The sequence below is a fragment of the Nocardia arthritidis NBRC 100137 genome (genome assembly GCF_001612765.1).
Taxonomy (GTDB): domain Bacteria; phylum Actinomycetota; class Actinomycetes; order Mycobacteriales; family Mycobacteriaceae; genus Nocardia; species Nocardia arthritidis.
In genome coordinates, this window is record NZ_BDBB01000018.1 from 1 (window position 1) to 23,897 (window position 23,897).

At 69.8% G+C, this 23,897-nt stretch carries 22 protein-coding genes; 12 read left to right on the top strand and 10 right to left on the bottom strand.

The features are described 5' to 3' along the window. Positions 1-325: 325 nt before the first annotated feature. The 7 genes from NA8_RS14510 to NA8_RS14540 all read left to right on the top strand — a co-directional run bounded on the left by NA8_RS14510 (position 326) and on the right by NA8_RS14540 (position 7,643). Positions 326-1,795, top strand: a complete 1,470-nt coding sequence (locus NA8_RS14510) for an aldehyde dehydrogenase (RefSeq protein ID WP_063050917.1) — start codon at positions 326-328, stop codon at positions 1,793-1,795. Between the two features lie 33 nt (positions 1,796-1,828). After that, the gene (locus NA8_RS14515; protein ID WP_040866630.1) at positions 1,829-2,581 is read left to right on the top strand and encodes an SDR family oxidoreductase; all 753 of its coding nucleotides are present in this window, start codon (positions 1,829-1,831) and stop codon (positions 2,579-2,581) included. Next, complete coding sequence (locus NA8_RS14520; protein ID WP_063050918.1) at positions 2,578-3,456, top strand: NAD(P)-dependent oxidoreductase; 879 nt, start codon at positions 2,578-2,580, stop codon at positions 3,454-3,456. Before NA8_RS14515 ends, NA8_RS14520 begins: the two co-directional genes overlap by 4 nt. After that, the gene (locus NA8_RS14525) at positions 3,453-3,857 is read left to right on the top strand and encodes a carboxymuconolactone decarboxylase family protein (RefSeq protein ID WP_063050919.1); all 405 of its coding nucleotides are present in this window, start codon (positions 3,453-3,455) and stop codon (positions 3,855-3,857) included. The genes NA8_RS14520 and NA8_RS14525 overlap by 4 nt, the downstream gene beginning before the upstream one ends. Positions 3,858-3,871: 14 nt before the next feature. Next, positions 3,872-5,341 (top strand): FAD-dependent oxidoreductase, encoded by a 1,470-nt coding sequence (locus tag NA8_RS14530; RefSeq protein WP_063051060.1) that lies wholly within the window; start codon positions 3,872-3,874, stop codon positions 5,339-5,341. Between the two features lie 31 nt (positions 5,342-5,372). After that, positions 5,373-5,951: a TetR/AcrR family transcriptional regulator gene (locus tag NA8_RS14535; RefSeq protein ID WP_063050920.1), complete on the top strand. Its 579-nt coding sequence runs from the start codon at positions 5,373-5,375 to the stop codon at positions 5,949-5,951. Positions 5,952-6,056: 105 nt separating this feature from the next. Next, positions 6,057-7,643, top strand: coding sequence for a GMC family oxidoreductase (locus NA8_RS14540; RefSeq protein WP_063050921.1), 1,587 nt, complete (start codon positions 6,057-6,059; stop codon positions 7,641-7,643). Between the two features lie 24 nt (positions 7,644-7,667). Here NA8_RS14540 and NA8_RS14545 read toward each other — a convergent pair whose 3' ends face one another. Then, positions 7,668-8,015 (bottom strand): DoxX family protein, encoded by a 348-nt coding sequence (locus NA8_RS14545; RefSeq protein WP_063050922.1) that lies wholly within the window; start codon positions 8,013-8,015, stop codon positions 7,668-7,670. 93 nt (positions 8,016-8,108) lie between these two features. Here NA8_RS14545 and NA8_RS14550 point away from each other — a divergent pair, with 93 nt between their 5' ends. Further along, the gene (locus NA8_RS14550; RefSeq protein ID WP_063050923.1) at positions 8,109-8,981 is read left to right on the top strand and encodes a sigma-70 family RNA polymerase sigma factor; all 873 of its coding nucleotides are present in this window, start codon (positions 8,109-8,111) and stop codon (positions 8,979-8,981) included. 18 nt (positions 8,982-8,999) lie between these two features. Here the strand turns inward: NA8_RS14550 and NA8_RS14555 are convergent, their stop codons facing one another. Both NA8_RS14555 and NA8_RS14560 read right to left on the bottom strand, forming a co-directional pair. Continuing rightward, entirely contained in the window at positions 9,000-9,965 is a 966-nt protein-coding gene (locus NA8_RS14555) for a helix-turn-helix transcriptional regulator (RefSeq protein WP_063050924.1), read from the bottom strand. Positions 9,966-10,117: 152 nt separating this feature from the next. Beyond that, positions 10,118-10,594 (bottom strand): HAD-IIIC family phosphatase, encoded by a 477-nt coding sequence (locus NA8_RS14560; protein WP_063050925.1) that lies wholly within the window; start codon positions 10,592-10,594, stop codon positions 10,118-10,120. Positions 10,595-10,950: 356 nt separating this feature from the next. Here NA8_RS14560 and NA8_RS14565 point away from each other — a divergent pair, with 356 nt between their 5' ends. The 3 genes from NA8_RS14565 (at position 10,951) to NA8_RS14575 (ending at position 15,515) form a co-directional block, all read left to right on the top strand. After that, on the top strand, positions 10,951-12,171 hold the full coding sequence (locus tag NA8_RS14565) for a PucR family transcriptional regulator (protein ID WP_063050926.1): 1,221 nt from the start codon (positions 10,951-10,953) through the stop codon (positions 12,169-12,171). Between the two features lie 277 nt (positions 12,172-12,448). Next, complete coding sequence (locus tag NA8_RS14570; RefSeq protein WP_084466815.1) at positions 12,449-13,819, top strand: amidase; 1,371 nt, start codon at positions 12,449-12,451, stop codon at positions 13,817-13,819. A 343-nt stretch (positions 13,820-14,162) separates the two neighbouring features. Continuing rightward, entirely contained in the window at positions 14,163-15,515 is a 1,353-nt protein-coding gene (locus tag NA8_RS14575; protein ID WP_245663838.1) for a phosphatase PAP2 family protein, read from the top strand. Between the two features lie 125 nt (positions 15,516-15,640). Here NA8_RS14575 and NA8_RS14580 read toward each other — a convergent pair whose 3' ends face one another. From NA8_RS14580 to NA8_RS14610, 7 genes are all read right to left on the bottom strand, one after another. Continuing rightward, positions 15,641-17,050, bottom strand: coding sequence for an AMP-binding protein (locus NA8_RS14580; RefSeq protein ID WP_063050929.1), 1,410 nt, complete (start codon positions 17,048-17,050; stop codon positions 15,641-15,643). Continuing rightward, a complete protein-coding gene (locus NA8_RS14585) occupies positions 17,043-17,645 on the bottom strand; it encodes an energy-coupling factor transporter transmembrane component T family protein (RefSeq protein ID WP_063050930.1) in 603 nt (200 codons plus the stop codon). Before NA8_RS14585 ends, NA8_RS14580 begins: the two co-directional genes overlap by 8 nt. After that, on the bottom strand, positions 17,642-18,322 hold the full coding sequence (locus NA8_RS14590; protein ID WP_063050931.1) for an energy-coupling factor ABC transporter ATP-binding protein: 681 nt from the start codon (positions 18,320-18,322) through the stop codon (positions 17,642-17,644). Before NA8_RS14590 ends, NA8_RS14585 begins: the two co-directional genes overlap by 4 nt. Then, positions 18,319-19,446, bottom strand: coding sequence for a thiolase family protein (locus NA8_RS14595; RefSeq protein WP_063050932.1), 1,128 nt, complete (start codon positions 19,444-19,446; stop codon positions 18,319-18,321). The genes NA8_RS14590 and NA8_RS14595 overlap by 4 nt, the downstream gene beginning before the upstream one ends. After that, positions 19,443-20,564, bottom strand: a complete 1,122-nt coding sequence (locus NA8_RS14600) for a class I adenylate-forming enzyme family protein (protein ID WP_063050933.1) — start codon at positions 20,562-20,564, stop codon at positions 19,443-19,445. Before NA8_RS14600 ends, NA8_RS14595 begins: the two co-directional genes overlap by 4 nt. Next, positions 20,557-21,141 carry a biotin transporter BioY gene (locus NA8_RS14605; protein ID WP_174550081.1) on the bottom strand — a complete coding sequence of 195 codons (585 nt, stop codon included), beginning with the start codon at positions 21,139-21,141 and terminating at the stop codon, positions 20,557-20,559. Before NA8_RS14605 ends, NA8_RS14600 begins: the two co-directional genes overlap by 8 nt. Positions 21,142-21,236: 95 nt before the next feature. Continuing rightward, positions 21,237-21,992: an NUDIX hydrolase gene (locus NA8_RS14610; RefSeq protein WP_281199029.1), complete on the bottom strand. Its 756-nt coding sequence runs from the start codon at positions 21,990-21,992 to the stop codon at positions 21,237-21,239. A 76-nt stretch (positions 21,993-22,068) separates the two neighbouring features. Here NA8_RS14610 and NA8_RS14615 point away from each other — a divergent pair, with 76 nt between their 5' ends. Beyond that, positions 22,069-23,793: a DUF3556 domain-containing protein gene (locus NA8_RS14615; protein ID WP_063050935.1), complete on the top strand. Its 1,725-nt coding sequence runs from the start codon at positions 22,069-22,071 to the stop codon at positions 23,791-23,793. The last annotated feature ends 104 nt before the right edge of the window (positions 23,794-23,897 follow it).

Genomic DNA, 23,897 nt, shown 5'->3' on the forward strand with positions numbered 1-23,897 from the left:
CCACCGGCCCCACCGCCGCAGTCATCACCCACACCCCCAAACCGATAACACGTTCCGCCTCGCGGCAGCGTGCCGCCACCAGGGCGGAGACAGATAGCTGGACATGTGTCTGGACAGTACCACCGACCCACCGTTCCCGACAATGCTTCTCGAATCACCAACCGTTTCTCCATGCCGCACTCGATCCTCTCGCGCGCATCCGGCCGGAGCACACGCCTTCCCGCTCGGTACCGTCGAGAATGGCAGAGTTAGAACCTGTTATTGCCACAGATCGCCGTCCGAGACTATATTCCGTACACGTGTCCAGACAGTATCGGAGTAATCCATGAGCAGCCTTCTGCCCGCCGACGGGTCCCGCCTGCTGATCGGCGGCAAGCTGGTCGAGGGCGCCGACGGTGTCTTCGCGACGGTGAACCCGGCGACCGAGGAAGTCCTGGGCCTCGCCGCCGACGCGAACGCGGCCGATCTCGACGCGGCCGTCGCCGCCGCGCGCACCGCGTTCGACGAGACGGACTGGTCGCGCGATCACGCCTTCCGCGCCCACTGCCTCGAGCAGTTGCGCACCGCGTTGCAGTCCCACGTCGAGGACCTGCGCGAAATCACGATCGCCGAGGCCGGCGCCCCGCGGATGCTGACCGCGGGCCCGCAGTTGGAAGGCCCGGTCGCCGACCTGGGTTACGCGGCCGGACTCGCCGAAACCTACGACTGGGAAACCGATCTGGGCGTGGCCGAACCGATGGGCATCAAGACCCGCCGGTTGCTGCGCCGGGAGCCGATCGGCGTGGTCGGGGCGATCACGCCCTGGAACTTCCCGCATCAGATCAATTTCGCCAAATTGGGTCCCGCGCTGGCGGCGGGGAACACCGTGGTGCTCAAACCCGCCCCCGATACCCCTTGGTGCGCGGCGGCGGTCGGCGCCGTCATCGCCGAGGAGACCGACATCCCGGCCGGCGTCGTGAATATCGTGACCTCCGCCGACCACTCGCTCGGCGCCCGGCTGACCGCCGACCCGCGCGTCGACATGATCAGTTTCACCGGCTCCACGGCTACCGGCCGGGCCGTCATGACCGGCGCCGCCACGACATTGAAGAAGGCGTTTCTCGAATTGGGCGGCAAATCGGCGTTCATCGTGCTCGACGACGCCGACATCGCCGCGGCGTGCTCGGTGGCGGCGTTCTCGGTGTGCGTGCACGCCGGACAGGGGTGTGCGCTGTCCACCCGGCTGCTGGTCCCGCGCGCCGCCTACGACCAAGCCGTACAGGCGGCCGCGGCCACGCTCGGTGGGATCCGGCCGGGCGATCCCTCCGACCCGCGCACGGTGTGCGGGCCGCTGATCTCCGAACGCCAGCGCGCCAGGGTCGAACGCTACGTCGACATCGCGCGCGCCGAGGGCGGGCGGATCGTGGTCGGCGGCGGGCGGCCGTCCCGGCACGAGCGCGGATTCTTCGTCGAACCGACGTTGATCGCGGACGTCCCCAACAGCTCGACCGTCGCCCGCGAGGAGATCTTCGGCCCGGTGCTGGTGATCATCCCGCACGACGGCGACGAGGACGCCGTCCGCATCGCCAACGACTCCCCCTACGGCCTGTCCGGTTCGGTCTGGGGAACCGACCCCGAGCGCATCCGGCGCGTCACCGAACGCGTGCGCACCGGGACGCTGGGCGTCAACGGCGGGATCTGGTACTCCGCCGACGTCCCGTTCGGCGGCTACAAGCAATCCGGCCTCGGCCGTGAGATGGGCATCGCCGGATTCGAGGAGTACCTCGAGACCAAAGTCATCGCCACCGCGGTCTGACCGCCGCGGGACAACACAGAGGAGCTGAACTCCATGGCCCGTTTCACGGGAAGATCCGCCATTGTCACCGGCGCCGCTCAGGGCATCGGCGCCGCCTACGCGCAGGCGCTGGCCGCAGAAGGCGCGAACGTCGTCGTCGCCGACAAGAACGCCGAAAGCGGCGCGGCGGTCGTCGAGAAGATCGTCGCCGACGGCGGCACCGCGGTGTTCGGACAGGTCGATGTGTCCGATCCCGACTCCGCCACCGCGCTGGCCGATCTCGCCGTCGCCGAGTTCGGCGGCATCGACCACCTGGTCAACAACGCCGCCATCTACGGCGAGATGAAACTGAACCTGCTGCTGACCGTGCCGTGGGACTACTACCGGAAGTTCATGAGCGTGAACATGGACGGCGCGCTCGTCATGACCCGCGCCGTCTGGCCGCACATGTCCAAGCGCGGCAGCGGATCCATCGTCAACCAGTCCTCCACCGCCGCGTGGCTGTACTCCAGCTTCTACGGCCTGGCGAAAGTCGGCGTCAACGGGCTCACCCAGCAACTGGCCTTCGAACTGGGCGGGTCGAACATCCGCGTCAACGCCATCGCGCCGGGTCCGATCGACACCGACGCCACCAAGGCGGTCACCCCGGAGGTGATCGTCGACGACATCGTCAAACGCCTGCCGCTCAAGCGGATGGGCACGCCGCAGGACCTGGTCGGCGCCTGCCTGTACCTGCTGTCGGACGAGGCGAGCTGGGTCACCGGGCAGATCTTCAACGTCGACGGCGGACAGATCGTCCGGTCATGAGCGCCCGCATCGGATTCCTCGGCCTCGGCAACATGGGTGCGCCGATGGCCGAGCGCCTGCTGGAATGGCCGGGCGGGCTGGCGGTGTGCGACACGCGGCCCGAGGCGGTCGAGCCGTTCCTCGCGGCCGGGGCCGAGGCGGTCGCCTCCGCCGCCGAGCTCGCCAGGCAGGCGGCGGTCATCTCGATCACCGTGGTGAACGACGCGCAGGTCCGCGACGTGATCACCGGTCCGGAGGGCGTATTGCGCACCGCCGCGTCCGGCACCGTGGTCGCCGTGCACTCCACGATCAGCGATCGCACCGCCGAAGAGCTCGCGGCGGTCTGCCGCGACCGGGGCGTCGAACTGGTGGACGCGCCGATCAGCGGCGGCGCGCCCGGCGCGACCCGCGGCGCGCTCGCGGTCATGGTCGGCGGCAGCGACGCGGCGTTCGAGCAGGTGCGCGAACCGTTCGGCTGCTTCGCGGATCTGATCGTGCACGCCGGGCCGGTCGGCGCGGGCACGCGCATGAAACTGGCGCGCAACCTGCTGCACTTCGTCTCCTTCACCGCGGCCACCGAGGCGCAACGCCTGGCCGAGGCGGCCGGTCTCGACCTCACCGCGCTCGGCAAGGTGGTGCGCCACTCCGACGCGGTCACCGGCGGGCCCGGCGCCATCATGCTGCGCGACACCACCGCCCCGATCCAGGACGGCGACTTCTGGCTGCCGATCCTGCGGCACGTGCGTGACCTCGGGGAGAAAGATCTCGGTCTCGCCCTGGAATTGGGCGAACGGCTCGGCACCGAGTTGCCGCTGGCCGCACTCGCCATCGACCGGCTCGGTCCCGGACTCGGCGTCGGGACGGGCACCTTCACATCGGAAAGGCAAACCCCATGAGCGACAACGGTTCCGGCGACAGCGTGCGGCAGCGCGGCCTGGCCAAGATGGCCGAGGTCTACGGCACCGAGTTCCAGGAATACCCCGGCTCCCACTTCGCCGTCACCGCCGACCACCTCTTCGCCGACATCTGGTCGCGACCCGGACTCACCATCCGCGACCGCAGGCTGCTGTTGCTCGGCGCGCTGGCCGCGCAGGGCGCGATCGACACCGCGGGCATCCAGATCGGGGCCGCGCTGCGCAACGGCGAACTCACCGAAGACCAGCTGCACGAGATCGCGGTGTTCCTGTGTCACTACGTGGGGTGGCCGAACGGCACCAAACTCGACATCCTGGTGGGCACGATTGTGGCGCAGCAGAAGAAGGCCGCCCGCGCGCAGTCCGCGCCCGCCGAGCAGTGAAGGATTCGTTGACCATGTCTGACGCCACCACCATTCGCCCCCTGCGCGCGAGCCGGGTCGAGACCTGGGACCACCGGGCCGACGTCGTCGTCGCCGGATACGGCATCGCCGGGGTCTGCGCCGCCATCGAGGCCGCCCGCGCGGGTGCGGACGTGCTGGTCCTGGAGCGCACCGGCGGCTGGGGTGGCGCCGCCGCCCTGGCGGGCGGATTCATCTACCTGGGCGGCGGCACACCGCTGCAACAGGCCCTCGGTTTCGAGGACACGCCGGAGAACATGGAGACCTTCCTGCTCGCGGCGCTCGGTCCCGGCGTGGACAAGGCGAAGATCGCCGACTATTGCCGCGGCAGCGTCGAGCACTTCCACTGGCTGGTGTCCTGCGGCGTGCCGTTCCGCGAGGCGTTCTGGGGCGAGCCGGGGTGGGAGCCGCCGCACGACGAAGGACTGATGTACTCCGGCGGCGAGAACGCCGCGCCCTTCAACGCGATCGCCGAACCCGCTCCGCGCGGCCATGTTCCGCAGATGGCCGACAAGCGCACCGGCGAGAAGGGCGGCGGCTACATGCTCATGAAGCCGCTGGCCGACACCGCGGCAGCGCTGGGCATCCGGGCGGAGTACGACATGCGGATCGCGCGGCTGATCGTCGACGACGACGATCGGGTGGTCGGGGTGCTGGCCCGCCGCTACGGCAAGCCGGTCGCCATCCGAGCGGAACGCGGCGTCGTGCTGGCCACCGGGAGCTTCGCCTACCACAAGGAGATGATCGAAGGGTACGCGCCGCGACTGATCGGCAGGCCCGCCGCGGCGATCGAGGAGCACGACGGCATCGGCATCCGGCTGGCGCAGGCGCTCGGCGCGGAGCTGGCGCACATGGACGCGACCGAGGTGGCGTTCTTCGGGGATCCGCAGCTGCTGGCCCGCGGCATCCTGGTCAACGGGCGCGGCCAGCGCTACATCCCGGAGGACACCTACCCCGGCCGGATCGGCCAGGCGACGCTGATCCAGCAGGACAATCAGGCGTACCTGGTGATCGATGAAGCGTCCTACGAGGAGGCGCTGACGACCGAGACCTCCACGCCGTTCTTCCGCCAGCCCCCGACCTGGGTGGCGGAGACCATCGCCGAGCTGGAAGCGGAGATGGGCCTGCCCGGCCAGGCGTTGCAGGCGACCGTGGAGTGCTACAACCTGCACGCCGCCGGCGGCGCGGACCCGGTGCTGGGCAAGAAGCCGGAATGGGTACGCCCGCTGCGCGGACCGGTGGCGGCCTTCGACATGCGCGGCTTCACGGCCGGTTTCACCCTCGGCGGACTGCGTACCGACCTCGATTCGCGGGTGCTGCACGTCTCCGGAGAGCCGATTCCGGGATTGTTCGCGGCCGGCCGGTGCACCTCCGGCCTGTGCGCGGGTGGCTACGTCAGCGGCGCTTCCCTGGGCGACGGCAGCTTCTACGGGCGCCGGGCCGGCATCGCGGCGGCCAAGAACTGAACCGCCCGGGCCGCTAGTAGGATCCAGACACATGTCCGAACCCGATTCCGTCATTCTCGAGGCGACCCGCCGCAGGCTGTCCGGCAAGCAGGCCGACACCGTCGACAAGCTGACCCGCGCGGCGGTGGAAGTGCTGGCGCGGGAAGGGTTCGCGGGCATGACCATCCGGATGGTCGCCGCGGCCGCCGGGGTCGGGACGGCCACCGCGTACACCTACTTCTCGTCCAAGGAGCATCTGGTCGCCGAGATCTTCTGGCGGCGGCTGGTCGCGTCGCCGTCGCCGGTCAGCGAGGACCAGGACCCGACCGTCCGGGTGATCGCCGAGCTGAGGAACATCGCGATGCTGGTGGCCGACGAGCAGGAGCTCTCCGGCGCGGTCACCAGCGCCCTGCTCGGCCGCGATCCGGACGTGGAGCATCTGCGCGGACGCATCGGGGCCGAGATCCGCAAGCGGATCATCCGCGCCCTCGGTCCGGATCCGGACCCGGACGTGGTCGAATCGCTGGAATTGCTCTACGCGGGCGCGCTGGTGCGGGCGGGCATGGGTTACGGGTCGTACTCCGAGATCGCCGACCGCATCGAAACCTCCGCGCTGCTGATCCTGCGGTAGCGCGGACTTCGCCGGACGACTTCGCGCCGGGTTGCCCGAAATCGGCCACGCGGCGCGGGCATGCTCGTATCTTTGCCGTAGTCGGTGCAGATCGGAGTGGGAACAGTGCAACCTGGTGAGCTTTCCGCGGACTACGTCGTCGTCGGCTCGGGATCGGCGGGCGCGGTGGTGGCCAATCGGCTCAGCGCCGATCCCGCCACCACGGTGATGTTGCTGGAAGCGGGCCCGCCGGACAAGAACAAGTTCGCGCACATCCCCGCCGGATTCGCCAAACTGTTCCGCTCCGAGGTGGATTGGGACTACCTCACCACGCCTCAGCCGGAACTGAAGAACCGCGAGATCTATTGGCCCCGCGGCAAGATGTTCGGCGGCTCGTCCTCGATGAACGCCATGATGTGGGTGCGCGGATTCCGGGCGGACTACGACGAGTGGGCGCTGCTGGCGGGTGAGGAGTGGGGTTTCGCCGCGGCCGTCGAGCAGTACCGCCGCATCGAACGCGTGGAGAACGCCCAGTACCCCGACGAAGGCACCGAGGGTCCGCTGCACGTCTCCCGCCAGCGCAGCCCACGCGGTCTCACCGCCGCCTACCTGGCCGCGGTGCGGGAGGCGGGCTACCAGGTCGAGCCACCGAACCGTCCGCAGCCGGAGGGGTTCAGCGAGACCATGGTCACCCAGCGCGCCGGACGCCGCTGGAGCACCGCCGACGCCTACCTGCGGCCCGCACTGCGTCGTCCGAACCTCACGGTGCGCAGCGAGGCGCTGGCCACCCGGGTGCTGTTCGACGGCACGCGCGCGGTGGGCGTGGAGTACCGCCACGGCGGCGGCACGCACACGGTGACGGCGCGGCGTGAGGTCGTGCTGTGCGGCGGCGCGATCAACAGCCCGCAACTGCTGATGCTCTCCGGCATCGGCGATCGCGACGAACTGGCCCGCCACGGCATCGAGGTACGCCACCACGCGCCGGAGGTGGGCGCGAATCTGCAGGATCATCTCGTCGCGGGCATCGGCTACAGCGTCGCGGGCGATTCGCTGTTCGGCGCCGAGCGGCCGCGTCAGCTGCTGGCCTACCTGATCCGCCATCGCGGCATGCTCACCTCGAACGTCGGCGAGGCGTACGGGTTCGTGCGCAGCAAGCCGGATCTGGAGTTCCCGGACCTGGAGCTGGTGTTCGCGCCCGCGCCGTTCTACTACGAAGGACTTCAGGACCCGACCGAGCACGGGGTGATCCTGGCGACGGTGCTGCTGCGCCCGCAGAGCCGAGGACGGATCGCCCTGTCGGGCTCGGACCCATCCGCCAAACCCGTGATCGATCCGCGCTACCTGTCCGACAGCGCAGGGGCCGACCGCGCCGCCATCATGGCCGGATTGCGGGTGTGCGCCGCCATCGCGGCCGAGCCTTCGATGAAGGCCGTGCTCGGCCCGCTGATCTACCCGCCCCAGGCGCCCGCGGAACCGGAAGCCGTGCTCGAACTGACGCTCAACTCCTACGCCCACACGCTCTACCATCCGGTCGGCACCTGCCGCATGGGCACCGACTCCGCCAGCGTCGTCACGCCCCGGCTGGAAGTGCGTGGTGTCCAAGGGCTTCGGGTGGCCGACGCCTCGGTGATGCCGCTGCTCATCCGGGGCCACACGCACGCGCCCGCGGTGTTCATCGGTGAGCAGGCGGCCGAGTTCATCCTCGCGGAATAGTGCCACGCGCGCGTCGCCGCGAAGCTACGCCGCGACGGACAGTCCCAGCGATACTGCCGCGAGTGCGAGGTATGGCAGCGGGTAGCCGATGTGCGCGTACTGCCGCGCACGGACGACGGTCAGCACCGCGCCGACGAAGTAGACGACCAGCCCGGCCGCTGCGGCAACCCCGATCGGCGGGACCGCCAAGCCGACCAGCAGCCCGGCCCCGCCGACCGCTTTGACGACCGCGAGGGGCGTCAGCCACGAGTCCGGAACGCCGTAGGCGCGCATGTTCGTCCGCACCCACTCGGCGCGGACCACGTCTATGCCCGCCGCGAGCAATGCGGCCGCGGCTGCCAGCACGGTGGCGACGACGTAAGCGATGTCCATGGCAATACCCTTTCGTCAGGTGGCGCGCCCGGTCACCTGGGCGCTGTCCGGTCCGTCATCTCGATGACGGACCACGGAGCGGAAAGGTGACCGATGCCCACCGAAGATGGTTTCGCGCGAGAATTCGAGTCCCAGCGCGGCCACCTGCACGCGGTCGCCTACCGCATGCTCGGCTCACCCAGCGAGGCCGACGACGCGGTGCAGGAGACCTGGCTGCGGCTGGCCCGCCACGACGTCGAGGACGTACGGAACCTGCCGGGCTGGCTCACCACCGTCGTGTCGCGGATCTGCCTGGACCTGCTGCGCGCCAGGGCCGCGCGGCGCGAGGAACCGCTCGACCACCCGGCCCGGCTCGAAAGCCGCGTCGAGGAGAACGAACCGGAGCATGAGGCAGTCCTGATCGACTCGGTCGGCCGGGCACTGCTGGTGGTGCTGGACCGGCTCGGCCCCGACGAGCGGATCGCGTTCGTCCTGCACGACCTGTTCGCGGTGCCGTTCGACCAGATCGGGCCGATTGTCGGACGCACCACGCCGACCGCCAAGAAGCTGGCCAGCCGGGCTCGACACCGCGTGCGGGATGCCGATGCCACCCCCGAACTCACCGCGCAGCGGCATGTCCTCGAGGCGTTTCTCGGCGCAGCACGCGACGGCGACCTCGACGCGCTCCTGGCTGTCCTGGCGCCCGATGTGGTCCGCACGGCCGACGCCGCCGCGCTTCCCGCCGGAGTGGCCACGACCGTGCGCGGTGCGGCCTCGGTGGCCGGAGAGACCGTGTTGCTCCGGCGTCGTGCACAGGTGGCGGCGCCAGCGCTGGTGGACGGTCACCCGGGCATCGTGGTCGCGCCGCGCGGCAGGCTGCTGCTGGCGCTCACTGTCACGGTGCGCGGCGACCGGGTGGCGGGATACCGGGTGATCGCCGACGCGGCCCGGCTGCGCGGACTCTCGATCACCCTGCTGCCCTCCTGATTCCGGACGCCGTCCGGTTCAGGACGTCGGCACCGGCTCACGCGCGCCGCCCGGCGCGGCGCGTTCGGCCGCACGGCGGCGCCGGAAGTCCCGCGGCGTCTCACCGAAGCGCGCCTTGAACGCCGCGGAGAACCATGCTGGCGTGAATCCGGCGCGAACCGCCAACTCGCTGATGGGATTGTCCTCCCGCGCCGGGTCCTCGAGCAGGTCGCGTGCGGCGCGCAGGGCTTCGTCCCGCCGCACGTCGCGGTAGGTGGTGCCGGCCTGCTGCAGTACCGAGCGCAACTGGCGGGGCGACCAGCCCAGCGCGTGCGCCACCGCGGGCAGGCGCACGTCACTGCGGCCGACATTGGCTCGCACGTATTGCCGGATCTGCGCGACGACTTGTGCGTGATGGGTTCGCTGCGGACCGGTCTCGCCGAGCGAGATCAGGCTGAGCAACTCCGCGATCCGGTCACAGACGGCATTGAACTCACGGTCGGACAGATTCGACTGTTCGTCGTGGGTGCTGCGGATCATGGCCTGGGTGATCCGGCCGAGCCCGGAGTTCAGGTCGATCGTCATACCGCGTTCGGCGAGCGGTCCCGCGCGATGGTCCAGTTCGGCACGGGGAAGCTGGAACGCGTAGGCCGACAGCAGCGGAATGTGGATCTGGCACAGATCGTCGAGCGCGGTCACCGCGGCCTGGTCGGGTCGCGCTCGCGTCTCCTCCCCGCGGTAGCGCACCGAGTACACGCCCCGCTGGGGGACGACGACCCAATAGAAGTCGTCACACGGACCGTGGCGGATGTTCGTCCGGGTGCGGTAGGAGGTACTGGTTCCCCGCTGCTCCCAGCGCAACAACCGGTAGACGGCCGACTCCTGAACCGTCAGCCCCGAATACCATCGTTCCGGATCGCCGTAGCGGTAGTCCATGGGAACGAAGCTGTTGGCGATCTCGGTCCACGATTCGGCATCGTTCGCGGTTACGCCATAGCACTTCATGGTGACAACCTATCGCCGCCGATTCACCGATACCGCATTGTCCATCAACACGATACGACTCCAGCGCGTTCCTCGCGCAGCTGGGAAGCCTCCGGCGCGGTCACGCGATCCCGCAGGCCGGGCGCGTATTACGTGGGCACACCGCGCTCGTCTCAGCGCGCGGGCACCCGGGCGAACCCGAGCGGCGGCGTGGGAGTGGGACCGGTGCGCAACACCGGACGGAAGTCGGGCAGCACCGGCAGGACATCGGCGTTGCGGGCGGCGTAACAGCGCACGGCAGGCAACGCACGGGCAACCTCGGCGCGCTCCACCGGCTCGTGATCGATGAAACCGATGGCCTCCGGCCCGAGTCCGAGGGTGCGCGCGATCCGCATGATCGCCGAAGATTTGGGGCCCCAGCCGATCTCGATGGCCGAGAACATCTCGTACACGCCGTACCGGTACAGCTTGTCCAGCGTCCATTCGCGCTCGCCGCGGCTGGCCACGGCATGCCAGATCCCGCGCTCGCTGAGCACGCGCAGGGTGCGCAGGGCCGCGGGTCGTAACGCGCCGACGGTCGCGTCGCACACGGCTCCGTCCCACAAGGTGTTGTCCAGTTCCCAGACAAGACATCTCAGAGCCGGTGTCATCGCCCTGCCCCTATCGTTGCGTCCGCACTGCCTTTCCGCCGTGGCGTGCGCGGCAGATGGGCACTGCACACCTTCCAGGACACGACACGTGCCGGACAAGACCCTCGTTACATGGCCATGCCCGGCGCGGGTGATCCTACCGGCATGTCCGTCCGCGCTCGCGGCAACGACCGAACCCGGCGCCGCCCGCTGAGGGGTCGGTAGCCGCTGTCCGGCCCGGTACTGTGATCGCTCACAACCCCGCACCGACCGGTCCCCCCCAGCTCTCACAGAACCAGTCGATCGGGTCCGCGAAGGAGATCTACCGATTAGTGTGAATGCGCTGCACACCAATCGTGGGCGGAAGGGAGTCGCCAATGTCCGTCGACAGTTCGGCCCGGCCGAGCCTGACCCTGTCGGGGAAGCCGATGTCGTCCCCGCTGAAGGATGTCCGCGGGCTATCGCGTCAGATGGTCGGGCACTTCGTCGAGAACGTCATCCCGTGCGGGACGCTACCGGGTGACGCGATCGCCGGCGACGTCACCACCATCACCCGGGTCTGTCTGGAGCTGGCGGTGAGCATGCTCGACGGAAAGGACCTTCCGGAGAAACTCCAGCGGCTCGGCGACGCCGCCGCGGGGTGGGCGCGGGAGGGGGTGCCGATCGACACCATCCACCACTCCATCCACGAAGGCTTCAAGATGGGCCTGGACCTGGTGGTATCCGACGCGACGATGAAGGACTACGACGATCTCGTCGACGGCGCCAAGATGGTCGTCGAGATGCTCGACATGATCAACTCCGCGGTCTCCATGGCCTACGTCCGTGAGCTTCGCGCGGTGGTCAGCGAGCACCACACCGCCGTGCACACGCTGACCTCCGCGCTGCTCGGCGGGCACAGCACCTCCACCATGGCGCGCGAGTGCGGCATCGCCATCGCGTCGTCGTATGCCGTTCTGGCCGTGGCGATCCCGCCGCACCGCGAGGAACGCAACCCGATGGTGGACGGCAAGGTCGTCGCGCGCCGGAAACTGCGCCGGGTCCAGGCCGAACTGGCCACACGCTGCGGCGAGGCCGTGCTGTCGCTGCTGAGCGTCGACGGCGGCACGGTGCTCATCCCGTCCGGCCATCTGGACAACGAGCAGCTGGAGGCGCTGGTCACCCAGCTGTCGCACGCCGCACAGGTGGGCGTCACCGCGACCATGGTCGAGGCGACCCCCGAGAAGATCCCCACCGCCGCCGATCAGGCGCACGAACTGCTCGACATGGTGCAGCGATTGCAGGCGGTCGCCGGGCTCTACCGCTTCGACGAACTGGCACTGGAATACCAGCTGACCAGACCCGGGCCCGGCCGCGAGTATCTCGGCTCGCTGCTGGACCCGCTGGACGCGCATCCCGAGCTGCTGGAAACGCTGCGACGCCACATCGCCAACAACCTCAACCGGCAGCGCACGGCACGCGTGCTGCACGTGCACACCAACACCGTGGACTACCGGCTCAAGCGGATCGGACAGCTCACCGGTTTCGACCCGTCCCAGCCCTCGGGCCTGTGGTACCTGCGCTCGGCACTCGTGGCGCGCACCTATCGCACGACCTGATCATTCGCCGAGCCGAGCCCGATTCGTCGCAGTTCCCGGCCGGCGCGCGCCGCACCCGCGGCGATCTCCGGCGCGACATGCTCTCGGTCCGACCAGCTCGCCTGCATCGCGAGTGCGAGGCACTCGCCCTGCGTCGCGTCGCTCGTTCCCATGCGCGGGAACGACGGAGCCGGTCGTTGTGGGTTCACCCGTCGAGGATTACCGTGGGCGGCGAGTCGCGAAGGCTGGTGGCGATGCGGCAGCGGTCGTCGCGATCAGAGGTACCGAGGAGAATGCGATGACATGGGCGGGCGCGCCGGCGACCGAGATCGCGGCGGGAGTCCGGAGCCGGACGGTATCGCCGCTCGAGGTGGTCGACGAGCACCTGGCCCGCATCGCGGCACTGGACCCGCGGCTCAACGCCTTCCGGATCGTGCGCCATGAGCAGGTTCGCCACGAAGCCCGTGCTCTTGCCACCCGCGGCGATCTTCGTGACCTTCCGCTCGCCGGGGTTCCGGTGGCGGTGAAGGACAACCTCGACCTCGCCGGAAGCGCGACCGGCAACGGATCCCGCGCGGCACGCCAGACCGCGGCCGGTTCCGACAGCGAGTTGGTCGGCCGGTTGCGCGCCGCCGGCGCGCTGCTGATCGGCAAGACCAATGTGCCCGAGCTGTGTCAGTGGCCGGTCACCGAGAGCGCCGCGCACGGGGTCACCCGCAATCCGTGGCACCACGCGTACACGCCGGGCGGCTCCACCGGCGGCGGCGCGGCGGCGGTCGCCACCGGGATGGCCGCGCTCGCGGTCGGTTCCGACGGCGGCGGATCGATCCGTATCCCCGCGTCCTGCTGCGGGCTCGTCGGCCTGAAGCCCGGAGACGGCGTGATCCCGCGCCCTGCCGAACTCGGCTCGAATTGGCTCGGCATATCGACGTTCGGCCCGCTCGCGACCACGGTGTCCGACGCGGCGCTCCTGCTCGGGGTGCTCGCCGCCGACGACCGCTACCGGACGCCGCCTCCGCTCGAGCGGCCGCTGCGGATCGGCATGACCACCCGGTCACCGGTGCTCGGGGCATCCGTCGACCCCCAGGTGCGCACGGCGATGCTGGACGCGGCCGAAGCGCTGCGCGCAGCGGGCCATACCGTCACCGAGGCGCCGCCGCCGTGGCGGCCGCAGGACGCGCTCGGGTTCCTCGCACGCTACTTCGCCGGCGTCGCCGAGGACACCACGAACCTGAGCTCGGATCTCCTCGAACCGCTGACCCGCAAGGTGGCGCGGGCCGGGCGGGTGATCACCAGGATCCACCGCGTACCCGACGCTCCCCCGCCGCGGCAGGCAGGCCGATTCGCCGCGTGGTTCACCGAGCACGACCTCCTGCTCACGCCCACCCTGGCGACCCCGCCGGTGACCGTCGGGGCCTTCGCCGGGAAAGGGTTTCTGCGAACCATGCTCGACGTGTCCCGCTTCATCCCGTTCACGCCGCCGTTCAACACGGTGCGCTACCCGGCGATCTCCGTTCCCGCCGGACATTCCGATACCGGGCTGCCCATCGGCGTCCAGCTCGCCGCGGCGCCCGGCGGCGAGACCACGCTGCTGGCGGTCGCCGCGCAACTGGAGCGGATGCGTCCGTGGCAACGGCACGCTCCCCTCGGCGACGCGGCGATCCGTTGAGCGACCACTACGCCTGAGCGGTCCCGAGGCTTCCACTGGTCTCCGCCCACAACAGCGCCGCGTGTCCGGCCGGGCGGTGTCGAACCCTCCGGCGGCGAACATCGACAACGCGGTGCGCACGTCCGCCTCCCGATAGCCGAGGTCGACCAGGAATGCCTCCGGCACAGCTTCCCGGTGCGGCAGCACAGTCATCGCGGGTGACCGTGCACAGCTCTCCGCATTATCAGCGCCCTCCCGTTCCGGCCGATTCAGCCGCGCATCGCGCGCCCTCCCGCACGGCACCCGCCCGCGCGTAGGCATCTCCCCGTCCATGCGTCGTTAACGTCGTGTTTACGATGTCCCGGTGCTTGTGAACGACGTGCGAGGGAGCTTGACCCCACCGGGCGAGCGAGTGGGTACCGAAGAGCTCCGAGAGCGTCGGTTGCGGCCGGTGGTCGTGTGGGGCGGTATAGCGGCCATCGTGCTCGCGCTGGTCGGTGGTGAGCTGATGGCCGCGCACATCGGGGCGCTGGGACCGCTGACCAGCCTGCTGCGGGACTATGCCGGAACGCCCAAATCGGCGACCACACCGTGGGCGGGGTTCCTGCTGGGGCTGGCCGGGATCACGGTTCGCGCACGTGCCGGCGCCGTAGCCGCGGCGATCGCCATCGACCTGGTGTTCGTTCTGATCAGGGCGGCCGAGGGGCGGCCGTTCACCGTCGGCAACGGTCCGACCATCGTGCTGACCGCACTGGCGGTGATCGCCTTCGTGCGGTGGGACGAGCAGCGACGCCGCACGGCGTTGCGCACCATCGCCTTCGGCGCCTTGCTGATCTGCGCGACGAAGGTCAGCGAGATCTGGTTGGACATCACCGCGTGGGCCTGCCCGATGGTTCTCGATCCGTACGTGCAAGTCGCCGACCGCGCCCTCGGTAGCCCGTCGTGGCTGGTCGGGCACGCGCTCGACGCGGCGGGACCGCTGGCCTCGGGCGTGGTGCGCTGGGTGTATTTCGAGCTTCCGCTGGCGGCCGTGCTGGTCGCGGCGTGGCAGTTGCGCGGCGTGACAACCGGTGCGTGGCCACGGCACTACCTGGTGCGAACGTTCCTGACACTCGGGGTAGTCGGGCCGATCTGGTATGTGGTGTTCCCGGTGGTGGGGCCGGTGCTCGCGTACGGACCGCAGGGCCTGGGCTTCGAGATCGCTGACGTCTGGCCGAATGTCGTTCCCGCGGTGCCGTCCTCACTCGAGGCGCTGCGCTTCGACGGCATCACGCCGCGCAACTGCATGCCCTCGCTGCACACCGCCTGGGCACTGTCGCTGTTCATCCACTCCCGGCGCGGCCCGCTGTGGTTGCGCTGGGGCGGCGCGTTCTGGCTGGTGTGCACGCTCATCGCGACACTCGGCCTCGGCGCCCACTACGGCGTCGACCTGATCGTGGGCGCGGCGCTGTGCCTGACCGTCGAATCCGCGCTGCGCGACCCGGACCGGGGCTGGGATCGCCCGCGCGTCCGGATCGTCGCCATGGGGGTCGCGGTCTGCACCGGTGTGCTGCTGTGCATTCGGTTCCTCGCCGCGCAGATGGCGGCGTACCCGATTCCGTCCGGAATCGCGCTCATTGCTTCGCTCAGTGCGCTGGCGATCATGTTCTACACCACGTGGTTCGGCGCGTCATCGGTCGAGCCGACCCGGTCGGCCGGTTTGTCAGCGAAGCTCTGAACGACCCGCACCGGCCGCGCGCCCAGTGCGCGGCCGGTGCAGCGGGCGGCGCGTTTAGTTGTCACACCGCCGATTCGGCGACATAGGCGAGCGAGCCCGCATCCATCGGACCGAAGCGCCGACGGTCAGTGATCGGCCTCGGCAGCGCGACCGCCACGACGGTGCGCGGCCAGCGTCGCGGCCAGCGCGGCCCGATCCAGCTTGCCCCGCGGCGTGCGCGGCAGGCTGTCCACGACCAGTACCTGCACCGGCATACTCGGACTCGGTAAGGTGGCGCGAAGCCGCCGCCAGATCTCCTCGGCGCCCGGTGCGGCCGCGTCCACCACGATCGCCGCCGCGGGCGCCTCCCCCATGCGTGCGTCGGGCACGCCGACGCAGGCGGCCTCGGCGACACCCGGTATCGCCGTGAGCGCCGCTTCGACGGCTGCGGGCTCCACATTGAGACCGGCCCGGATCAACATGTCGCTGTCCCGGCCGAACAGCCGCAGCTGGTTGCCGATCACCTCGCCCCGGTCGCCGACCGTCATCCACCCGTCGACCGGACCGCCGACCACACCGTCAGCGGTGAGATAGCCGTCGAAGAGCATGTCACTGCGCACGTACACCAAGCCGTCGCGAATGCGCGCCTGGACACCGTGGAACAGTTCACCCGCCGACTTCTCGTCCGTGCTGCCGAGCCCGCGATCGAAGGAGACGAAGCTCAATTCGGAAGCACCGTAGAAGTGCACGAGCGAGGCATTGGGCAAGACCTCCTGCAACGCTTCCCGGCCCGTGCGCGGCCACCGGGCCGCCGAGGACAGCACTTCCCGGACACCGCCGAACCGGCCGATACCCGCCCGCACCACATCCCACGCGATCGTCGGCACCGAATATAGATGCGTCGCGCCGCTTTTCAGCGCGTCGCCCACCGGCCGCAGATCGACCGTCGCGCCCCGGGTCAAGGCGTGCAACGCGCCGTAGAGGAAATGGGTGTGGTCCAGCACGCCGGGCACCGACACCCGGTCACCGGCGCCGATGTCGAACGTCCGATCGGAGCGATCCAATGTCGTGGCCCACGACCGGTGATCGCGCACGAAGAGTTTCGGCTCGCCGCTGGTGCCGGAGGTGATGCCGACCAACAGTTCGCCGCCCGGCTCCACCCGGCCCACCGCACCCTCGGATTCGAGTGCGGTCGCGGTCCGCACGATTCCGTCGTATCCCAGCCGCCGTAATCGCCGGTGCTGCTGCGGCGCGGCCACGACGGCTCCCGGCTCGGCGAGCGCGAGTACCCGGCTCAGCTGGGCGGGCAGCAGATGACGATGCAGCAGGACGACGCTCACCCCGGCATGCATCGCCGCCGTCACCGCCACCAGCGATTCGACATCGGAGGTGGGGAGCACGGCCACCCGGCGCATACCGCCGAGCCCGGCCGCGACCCGAACGACCTTCGACCAGAACCGCTCGTAACCCACCCGCTCGCGTCCCGAGATCACGGCGGTCGCGGCCGGATTCGCAGCGACCTGCCGGGCGATCCGCGCCGCGAGCAGTTCAGTCATCGTCCACCCCTCGTGCCGCGAGGGCGTCACCCATCGCGTCGGCCGTCCGCAGCGCCCGCACCAGCACCGGCGTCACCAGCGCCGTCATCGACCATTGCAGGCCACGCGCGCGCCGCGCCTCGGCGACGTCGTGCACGATCCCGGCCAGCAGCGGAACACACCGGATGGCCAGAGCCAGCAGCAGGCCGATCCGCTCCGGATCGACACCGGCCCCGCGCAGCGGACCGAGCCACCGGGTGACGGCGTCGAGCATGTCGGTCACCCGCGTGGTGAGGGTGAACAGGGCCGCGAGCGCCACCGAGACCACCAGAACCCCGCACACCACCGCGGCTCGCGCGGGCGAGGTGATCAGCACTTGGAAAACGGCGATGAGCAGCAGCATCCACACCAATGGACGCAGTTGTGCCAGCGCGACTCGCCAAGGGATCCGGGCCACCGCGAACAGTCCCGCTACTATCCCCGCGGCGGCCAGCACCTGCGGCGGGGTCCGGGCGAACACGGTGGTGGCCACGATCGACCCGAGCAGCAGCACCAGCTTCACCCCGGCCGGTATCCGGTGCAGCGGCGAATCGCCCGGACGGTACAGGCCGATCATTCGACCGCTGCCCGGTATGCCGCGACGGCGTCGCCGGGTGTTCCGTCGAACGCCACCGCGCCGTCATCGATCACGATGACGCGTTCGAAGCTCTCCAGCAACGACAGCTGATGGGTCACGACGATCACCTGCTGATCCACGTTGTCCAGCGCGTCGGCGACGACCCTGGCGTTGCGCAGGTCCAGCAGCGTGGTCGGCTCGTCCGCCACGATCACCTCCGGCCGCCGGATGAGGACGGCGCCGAGGGCGAGCAGCTGTTTCTGGCCGCCGGACAACAGATGGGCGGGGTGCTCGGCGTGGCCCGCGAGCCCGAACCGTTCCAGGATCTCCCGCACGCGCGCCGCGATCTCCTGCTTGCTCAACCCCGTCCGGCGCAGGGAGAAGGCGAGATCCTCGGCGACCGTGGGCATCACGATCTGGGTATCGGGATCGGTGAAGACGAACCCCACCTTCCGCCGCACTTGTGCGCCCTTGCGGGAGGCGTCCACGCCGTCCACCGTGACCACGCCGGAACTCGGCGTCAGCAGGCCGTTGATCATGCGCGCCAAGGTCGATTTGCCGGAACCGTTGGACCCGATGATGCCGACGCGGCGCTCGGTGATCCGCAGGTCGATGTCGCGCAACACCTTCCGCTCACCGAAACGGTGATGCACCGAGTCGAAGACGATCTCACTCATGACACTCGCTCCACGAGCACGGCGATTCCCTGCCCGCCGCCGATGGCGCAGGCCGCGAGACCGAGTGCAGGGCCGTCCGCCCCCAGCATTCGACTCGCCAGGCGCACCAGCAAGATGGCTCCGGACGCGCCCCACGGGTGTCCCATCGCGATGGCGCCGCCCTGCGGGCAGATCTTGGCCTCGTCGAGGCCCAATTCGTCGGCCACCGCGAGCACCACAGAGGCGAACGCCTCGGTGATCTCGATGACGCCGAGGTCCGCCACACCGAAGCCGGTCCGGCGCAGCAGTTTGCGGATCGCGGGCACGGGCCCGAGACCGGGAAACGCGGGATCGGATCCGGCGACCGCGCAGCCGAGGATCCGCAACGCGGGCAGCCCGGCGGCCATCGACTCGCTGGTGACCGCCATGACCGCGGCTCCGTCGGAGATGCCGCAGGAATTGCCCGCGGTGGCCGTGCCGTCGACGCCGAAGCTCGGGCGCAGACGCGCGAGCCGAGTCGTGGTCATGCCCGCGCGGATACGTTCGTCCCGGTGCACGTCGCCGATCGGCACGATCTCCGCGGAGAAGTCGGTGGCCGCGGCGAGCGTGTGCGAGCGGGCCGCGTAAGCGTCCTGGCGTTCCCGGCTGATGCCGCGCGCTCGTGCGAGATCGTCGGCGGCCGCGCCCATGTCCGGATCGGGAAAGCCCGGTGGCGCGAAGGGAGCCCGGGTGTACCGCACGGGCTCGGCGCCGGCCACCGGCGGCCAGAAGCGCCACGGCGCGGTGCTCGCCGATTCCACGCCCCCGGCCAGGATCAGTTCGTCCGCGCCGCTGCGCACCCGCAACGCCGCCTGCATCACCGCGTCCAAGCCCGACCCGCACTGCCGATCCACGGTGACGCCCGGGACGTGCACACCCAGCCCCGCCCGCAGTGCGGCGACCCGGGCGGGATCGCCGCCGGGTCCCAGGCAATTGCCGAGCACCACGTCGTCCACTTCGGCGTCCATGCCCGCGCCGCGCAGCGAGGCCAGCACGTCACGCAGCACGGGAGCAGCCAGGTCTGTGATGGTCAGGTCCGCCAATCCGTGTCCCGCGTTGCCGATCGGCGTGCGGCGCGGCGCTACCAGAACGGGAACCGGGCTCATGTCAGCAAGTCTTTCAGCTTGCCCCTGGCGACCTTTCCGGCGGCGGTTCGCGGCAGCGCGGGCAGTGGCACCCACCGGCGCGGCATCGCCTCCTTGGCCAGCACGCGACGCGCTCGCGACCGGATCTCGTCGAGTCTCGCGCCGTCGTCCAACTGCACCGCGGCCGTGACGGTTTCGCCGAACACGGCATGGGGCGAGCCGATCACGGCTACCGCGGCGATGCCGTCGAGCGATTCGAGGGCGCGCTCCACCTCCTCGGCGACCACGGTGGTGCCACCGACATTGATCGCGCAGTCGCCCCTGCCGAGTACGGTCAGCTCGCGATCGTGCCCCAGTTCGGCGAGATCGCCGACCCCGAACCAGTCGGGCGCGCCGAGCACACGGTAGGGCGATCGAACGTAGAGCAGTCCGTCGCGCACTTCGGCCTCGACTCCGTCGAGCAACCGCATCGGCTCGGGAACGCGGCGCGCCGCCACCAGCGAGACCTCCGAGGACCCGTAGTACTCGACGACCTCCACCGCCCCGGCCGCCGACAAGGCGCCGTCGTCGAGCGCGATGCCCGCGACGATCGCCGTGCGCAGACGCGGGCAGGTGCGCACCACCGCGCGCAGTACCGCCGGAACCGCGTGCACCACCGTGGCTCGCGCCGGGTCATCGGTGACGCACGCGCCGCGCCACAAGGCGTGCAGTGCGCCGAACAGATGCATGGTCGCGTGCAACGGCCCGGTGATCAGCACGCGGTCGGCCGGTTTCACGCCGGTGATAGCCGTGAACGCAGGAAAGCTGTCGTACCAGGAAGCGGCCGTTCGCGCGAGCGGCCGGGGGCGACCGGTCGAGCCCGATGTCGTCACCAGCAAGAGAGCCTCGGGCGGTATGCCCGTCCGGTGCGGGCGGGCGGCGGGATTCTCCACGAAGACGGGGATACCGCGCCGCGCCGCGGCGCAGACGCAGATCAGTGCGTCCACGACGGGCAGGGCCGATGCGTCGTAGACGGCCGCGTCCGGGTGCCGGACGATCCATTGCTCGATGGCCCGGTCGAGTTCGCGGTAGGTGTAGGTGTGGCCGTCGAAGTCGACGGCAGGCGCGTCGCCCGCGCCGCCGAGTTCGTGACTAGGCACGGATCACACCGGGATACGCGCGGTGCACTCCTTTGGCCACGACGCTCGCGACGACGACTTTGAGCAGGTCACCGGGAATGAACGCCCAGTTGGTGGTGATGGCCGCCCTGACCCCCAGGTCGGTGCGCAGCAACAGGCCCACCGTGCCGAACAGGTAGATGATCAGCAGGCCGCCGGTGGCGTTGATCAGCAGGCCGAGCGCGATCGGGTATTTCGGCAGGATGCGGGCGGTGCACAGTCCGATGAAAAGCGCCGCGGGGATCCAGCCGATCAGGTACCCGGCACTGGGACCGGCCAGCGCCGTCAGACCGGTACGACCACCCGACAGCAGCGGCAGGCCGATCATCGTGAGCGTCGAGAAGACCACGACCGCGGCCGTCCCTTTGCGTGCCCCGAGCACCGCACCCGCCAGGATCACACCGAGGGTCTGCACCGTGATCGGCACACCACTGAACCCGACCGTGATGGCGCCCGGCAAGCCGAGCGCCGCGATCAGCGCCGCGAAGACGGCGATCTGCGCCATGTCCCGCGCGGAAATACCCACCCTCGGCTCCCGAGAGTCCTCGACACCCTCCACGACAACCCTCCGCATAGAACTTGAACGACGTTCAAGGTAGCAGGCCGGACATGCTCCCGCGCTGTGGACCTCCCCCGCCGGACCTGGCAGGAGACCTACCGATGGGTCCAATCGGGTTGGGTGAAGTGAGCGACTCGGGCCGCGGAAGGCGCTGTACCGAGCAGGACGACTTCGCGGAACTGCCACAGCAGTGCGCCGGTCGGTGCGTGGATGGTCATCTTCGGGCCGAGCCGCATCTGCAGCAGGCCGACTGCGTCGGCGGGCGCGGCATCGTCGCGCAGTTCCGCCTGCCGTACCGCGTCCTCGGCCCGGACCCAGCGCGGGGTGTCCTCGGCGGCGAGCCGGGCGAGGTCGACCAGGTGCACCGAGTGGACTTCGTCGAGGTTCGGCCGCAGGCGCGTGGCGTCGGTCAGCGCCAGAACGAGAGGCGTGATCGTGAAGCCGGACGCGGCGGGAAAGTCGTCGAGCGCGCCGAGCAGATCACCGGGACGCGCGTGCAGCCCCAATTCCTCGTGCAGTTCACGCAAAGCCGCTTGTTCCGCGGTCTCGCCTTCGTCCAAGCGGCCACCGGGCAATCCCCACTGCCCGGCGTTGCGGCCACGGTAGGCCCGCTTGATGACGATCACCGCCGGCGATCCATCGGGCTCTTCGACCACGCACAACACCACCGCCGCGCGGCGCACACCGGGCGCGTCGGCGACCTCGATGCGCGGGAATCCCGCCAGCCGGGAGTGCGCGAGCACGCGGAATTCCTCGACGCTCCTGGGCAGCGGCGCTCTCCGGGTCGGCTCCATGGCCTCGATCTTGCCCGAGCCGGACCCGAGGTGCGACGCGGGAGTCGTTGACAGCAAATGCCGCACCTGTCACCGTATCGGGAACCTCGGGGCCCCGGCCGTGCCTCGGGCGTTCGCGATGGGAGCGTGCTTGATGGGGTTTCTCGAGCCCGACCTGCCCGTGGTCGACCTGGCGGAATGGAGCAAGGGCACGCGCGGCGAGCGCATCCGTCCCATGGCGCGGCACTGGGCCGAAGTGGGCTTCGGGACACCTGCGGTGCTGCACCTGTTCTACGTCGGCAAGATTTGCCTCTATGTGCTCGGCGGCCTGCTGGTCGCACTGACCACCGCGGGCATCGACGGATTCACGAACGTCGGCGCCTGGTGGGCGGAACCGATCGTCTTCCAGAAGGTCGTGCTGTACACGCTGCTGTTCGAGGTGGTGGGGCTGGGCTGCGGCTTCGGCCCACTGAACAACCGATACTTTCCGCCGCTGGGCTCGATTCTGTATTGGTTGCGCCCCAACACTATTCGGCTACCACCATGGCCGGATCGGATACCGCTCACCAAGGGCGACAACCGCACACAGGGGGACATCGCGCTGTACGCGGCGCTGCTGGCGGCGACAACGGTCGCCTTGCTGTCCGACGGCACCGGCCCGATCCCGGAACTGGACACCACCGTGGGATTGTTGCCGCACTGGCAGGTCGCGGCGATCCTCGGCCTGCTGGCGATCATCGGCCTGCGCGACAAAGTGATCTTCCTGGCCGCCCGGGGCGAGGTCTACGCCACGCTCACCGTCGCCTTCCTCTTCCCGGGAGCCGATTCGATCGTCGCCGCGAAAGCGGTCTTCGTCGTGATCTGGATGGGCGCGGCCACATCGAAGCTGAACAGGCACTTCCCTTTCGTGGTCTCCACGATGATGTCCAACAGTCCGGTGTTCCGGCCGAAACCACTCAAGCGCGCGTTCTTCGAACGCTTCCCCGACGATCTGCGGCCAGGGCGGTTGTCCCGCGTCTTCGCCCACGGCGGCACCGTCGTCGAGATGTGCGTTCCGCCTGTACTGTTCTTCTCCGACGGCGGGTGGCCGACTGCCGTCGCGGCGTCCGTCATGGTGTGCTTCCATCTGGCGATCCTGACCGCCATTCCGATGGGCGTGCCGTTGGAGTGGAACGTCTTCATGATCTTCGGCATCGCCACGTTGTTCGTCGCGCACGCCGACCTCGGCCTGAGCAGCCTGCGGAATCCGGTACCGGTCGCAGTACTGTTCGGCGTGACCGCGAGTATCGTGATCGCCGGGAACCTGTTCCCGCGCAAGATTTCCTTCCTGCCGGGTATGCGCTACTACGCGGGGAACTGGGACACCACGATGTGGTGCATCAAACCCTCGGCCGCGCAGAAGATCGGCACGAGCATCGTCGCCATCGCGAGCATGCCGCAGGCGCAACTGGAGCGGTTCTACGGCAAGGACCGCGCGCAGATTCCGATGTACCTGGGATACGCCTTCCGGGCCATGAACACCCATGGCCGCGCGCTGTTCACCCTCGTCCACCGCGCCATGCCGCCCGGCCGCGAAGACGAGTACACCATCACCGACGGCGAACGCATTTGCAGCACCGCCGTGGGCTGGAATTTCGGCGACGGCCACATGCACAACGAACAACTCATCGCCGCCATGCACCGGCGCTGCCACTTCGAACCCGGCGAAGTACGCGTGGTCCTCCTGGACGCCCAGCCGATCCACAAGCAAACCCAGCAATACCGCCTCGTCGACGCGGCCACCGGCGAATTCGAACGCGGAGAGGTGAAAGTCGCCGACATGGTCACCCGCCAGCCTTGGGCCGACGATGTACCGGTGCGGGTGCACGACAAGCGCTAGCGAACAGGGCTGACACCCTTGGTTCCTCAGCCTTCAATTCCACCGAGCATGGTTCAGGAGAGATTTATAGTTGGATGCGCATATCCGAGTAACTTCATTATTTT

Bases quoted from the DNA above. Each gene is read 5' to 3' on its own strand.
- NA8_RS14510 (WP_063050917.1), top strand. From the start codon at position 326: ATGAGCAGCCTTCTGCCCGCCGACGGGTCCCGCCTGCTGATCGGCGGC.
- NA8_RS14515 (WP_040866630.1), top strand. From the start codon at position 1,829: ATGGCCCGTTTCACGGGAAGATCCGCCATTGTCACCGGCGCCGCTCAG.
- NA8_RS14520 (WP_063050918.1), top strand. From the start codon at position 2,578: ATGAGCGCCCGCATCGGATTCCTCGGCCTCGGCAACATGGGTGCGCCG.
- NA8_RS14525 (WP_063050919.1), top strand. From the start codon at position 3,453: ATGAGCGACAACGGTTCCGGCGACAGCGTGCGGCAGCGCGGCCTGGCC.
- NA8_RS14530 (WP_063051060.1), top strand. From the start codon at position 3,872: ATGTCTGACGCCACCACCATTCGCCCCCTGCGCGCGAGCCGGGTCGAG.
- NA8_RS14535 (WP_063050920.1), top strand. From the start codon at position 5,373: ATGTCCGAACCCGATTCCGTCATTCTCGAGGCGACCCGCCGCAGGCTG.
- NA8_RS14545 (WP_063050922.1), bottom strand. From the start codon at position 8,015: ATGGACATCGCTTACGTCGTCGCCACCGTGCTGGCAGCCGCGGCCGCA.
- NA8_RS14550 (WP_063050923.1), top strand. From the start codon at position 8,109: ATGCCCACCGAAGATGGTTTCGCGCGAGAATTCGAGTCCCAGCGCGGC.
- NA8_RS14555 (WP_063050924.1), bottom strand. From the start codon at position 9,965: ATGAAGTGCTATGGCGTAACCGCGAACGATGCCGAATCGTGGACCGAG.
- NA8_RS14560 (WP_063050925.1), bottom strand. From the start codon at position 10,594: ATGACACCGGCTCTGAGATGTCTTGTCTGGGAACTGGACAACACCTTG.
- NA8_RS14565 (WP_063050926.1), top strand. From the start codon at position 10,951: ATGTCCGTCGACAGTTCGGCCCGGCCGAGCCTGACCCTGTCGGGGAAG.
- NA8_RS14570 (WP_084466815.1), top strand. From the start codon at position 12,449: ATGACATGGGCGGGCGCGCCGGCGACCGAGATCGCGGCGGGAGTCCGG.
- NA8_RS14580 (WP_063050929.1), bottom strand. From the start codon at position 17,050: ATGACTGAACTGCTCGCGGCGCGGATCGCCCGGCAGGTCGCTGCGAAT.
- NA8_RS14585 (WP_063050930.1), bottom strand. From the start codon at position 17,645: ATGATCGGCCTGTACCGTCCGGGCGATTCGCCGCTGCACCGGATACCG.
- NA8_RS14590 (WP_063050931.1), bottom strand. From the start codon at position 18,322: ATGAGTGAGATCGTCTTCGACTCGGTGCATCACCGTTTCGGTGAGCGG.
- NA8_RS14595 (WP_063050932.1), bottom strand. From the start codon at position 19,446: ATGAGCCCGGTTCCCGTTCTGGTAGCGCCGCGCCGCACGCCGATCGGC.
- NA8_RS14615 (WP_063050935.1), top strand. From the start codon at position 22,069: ATGGGGTTTCTCGAGCCCGACCTGCCCGTGGTCGACCTGGCGGAATGG.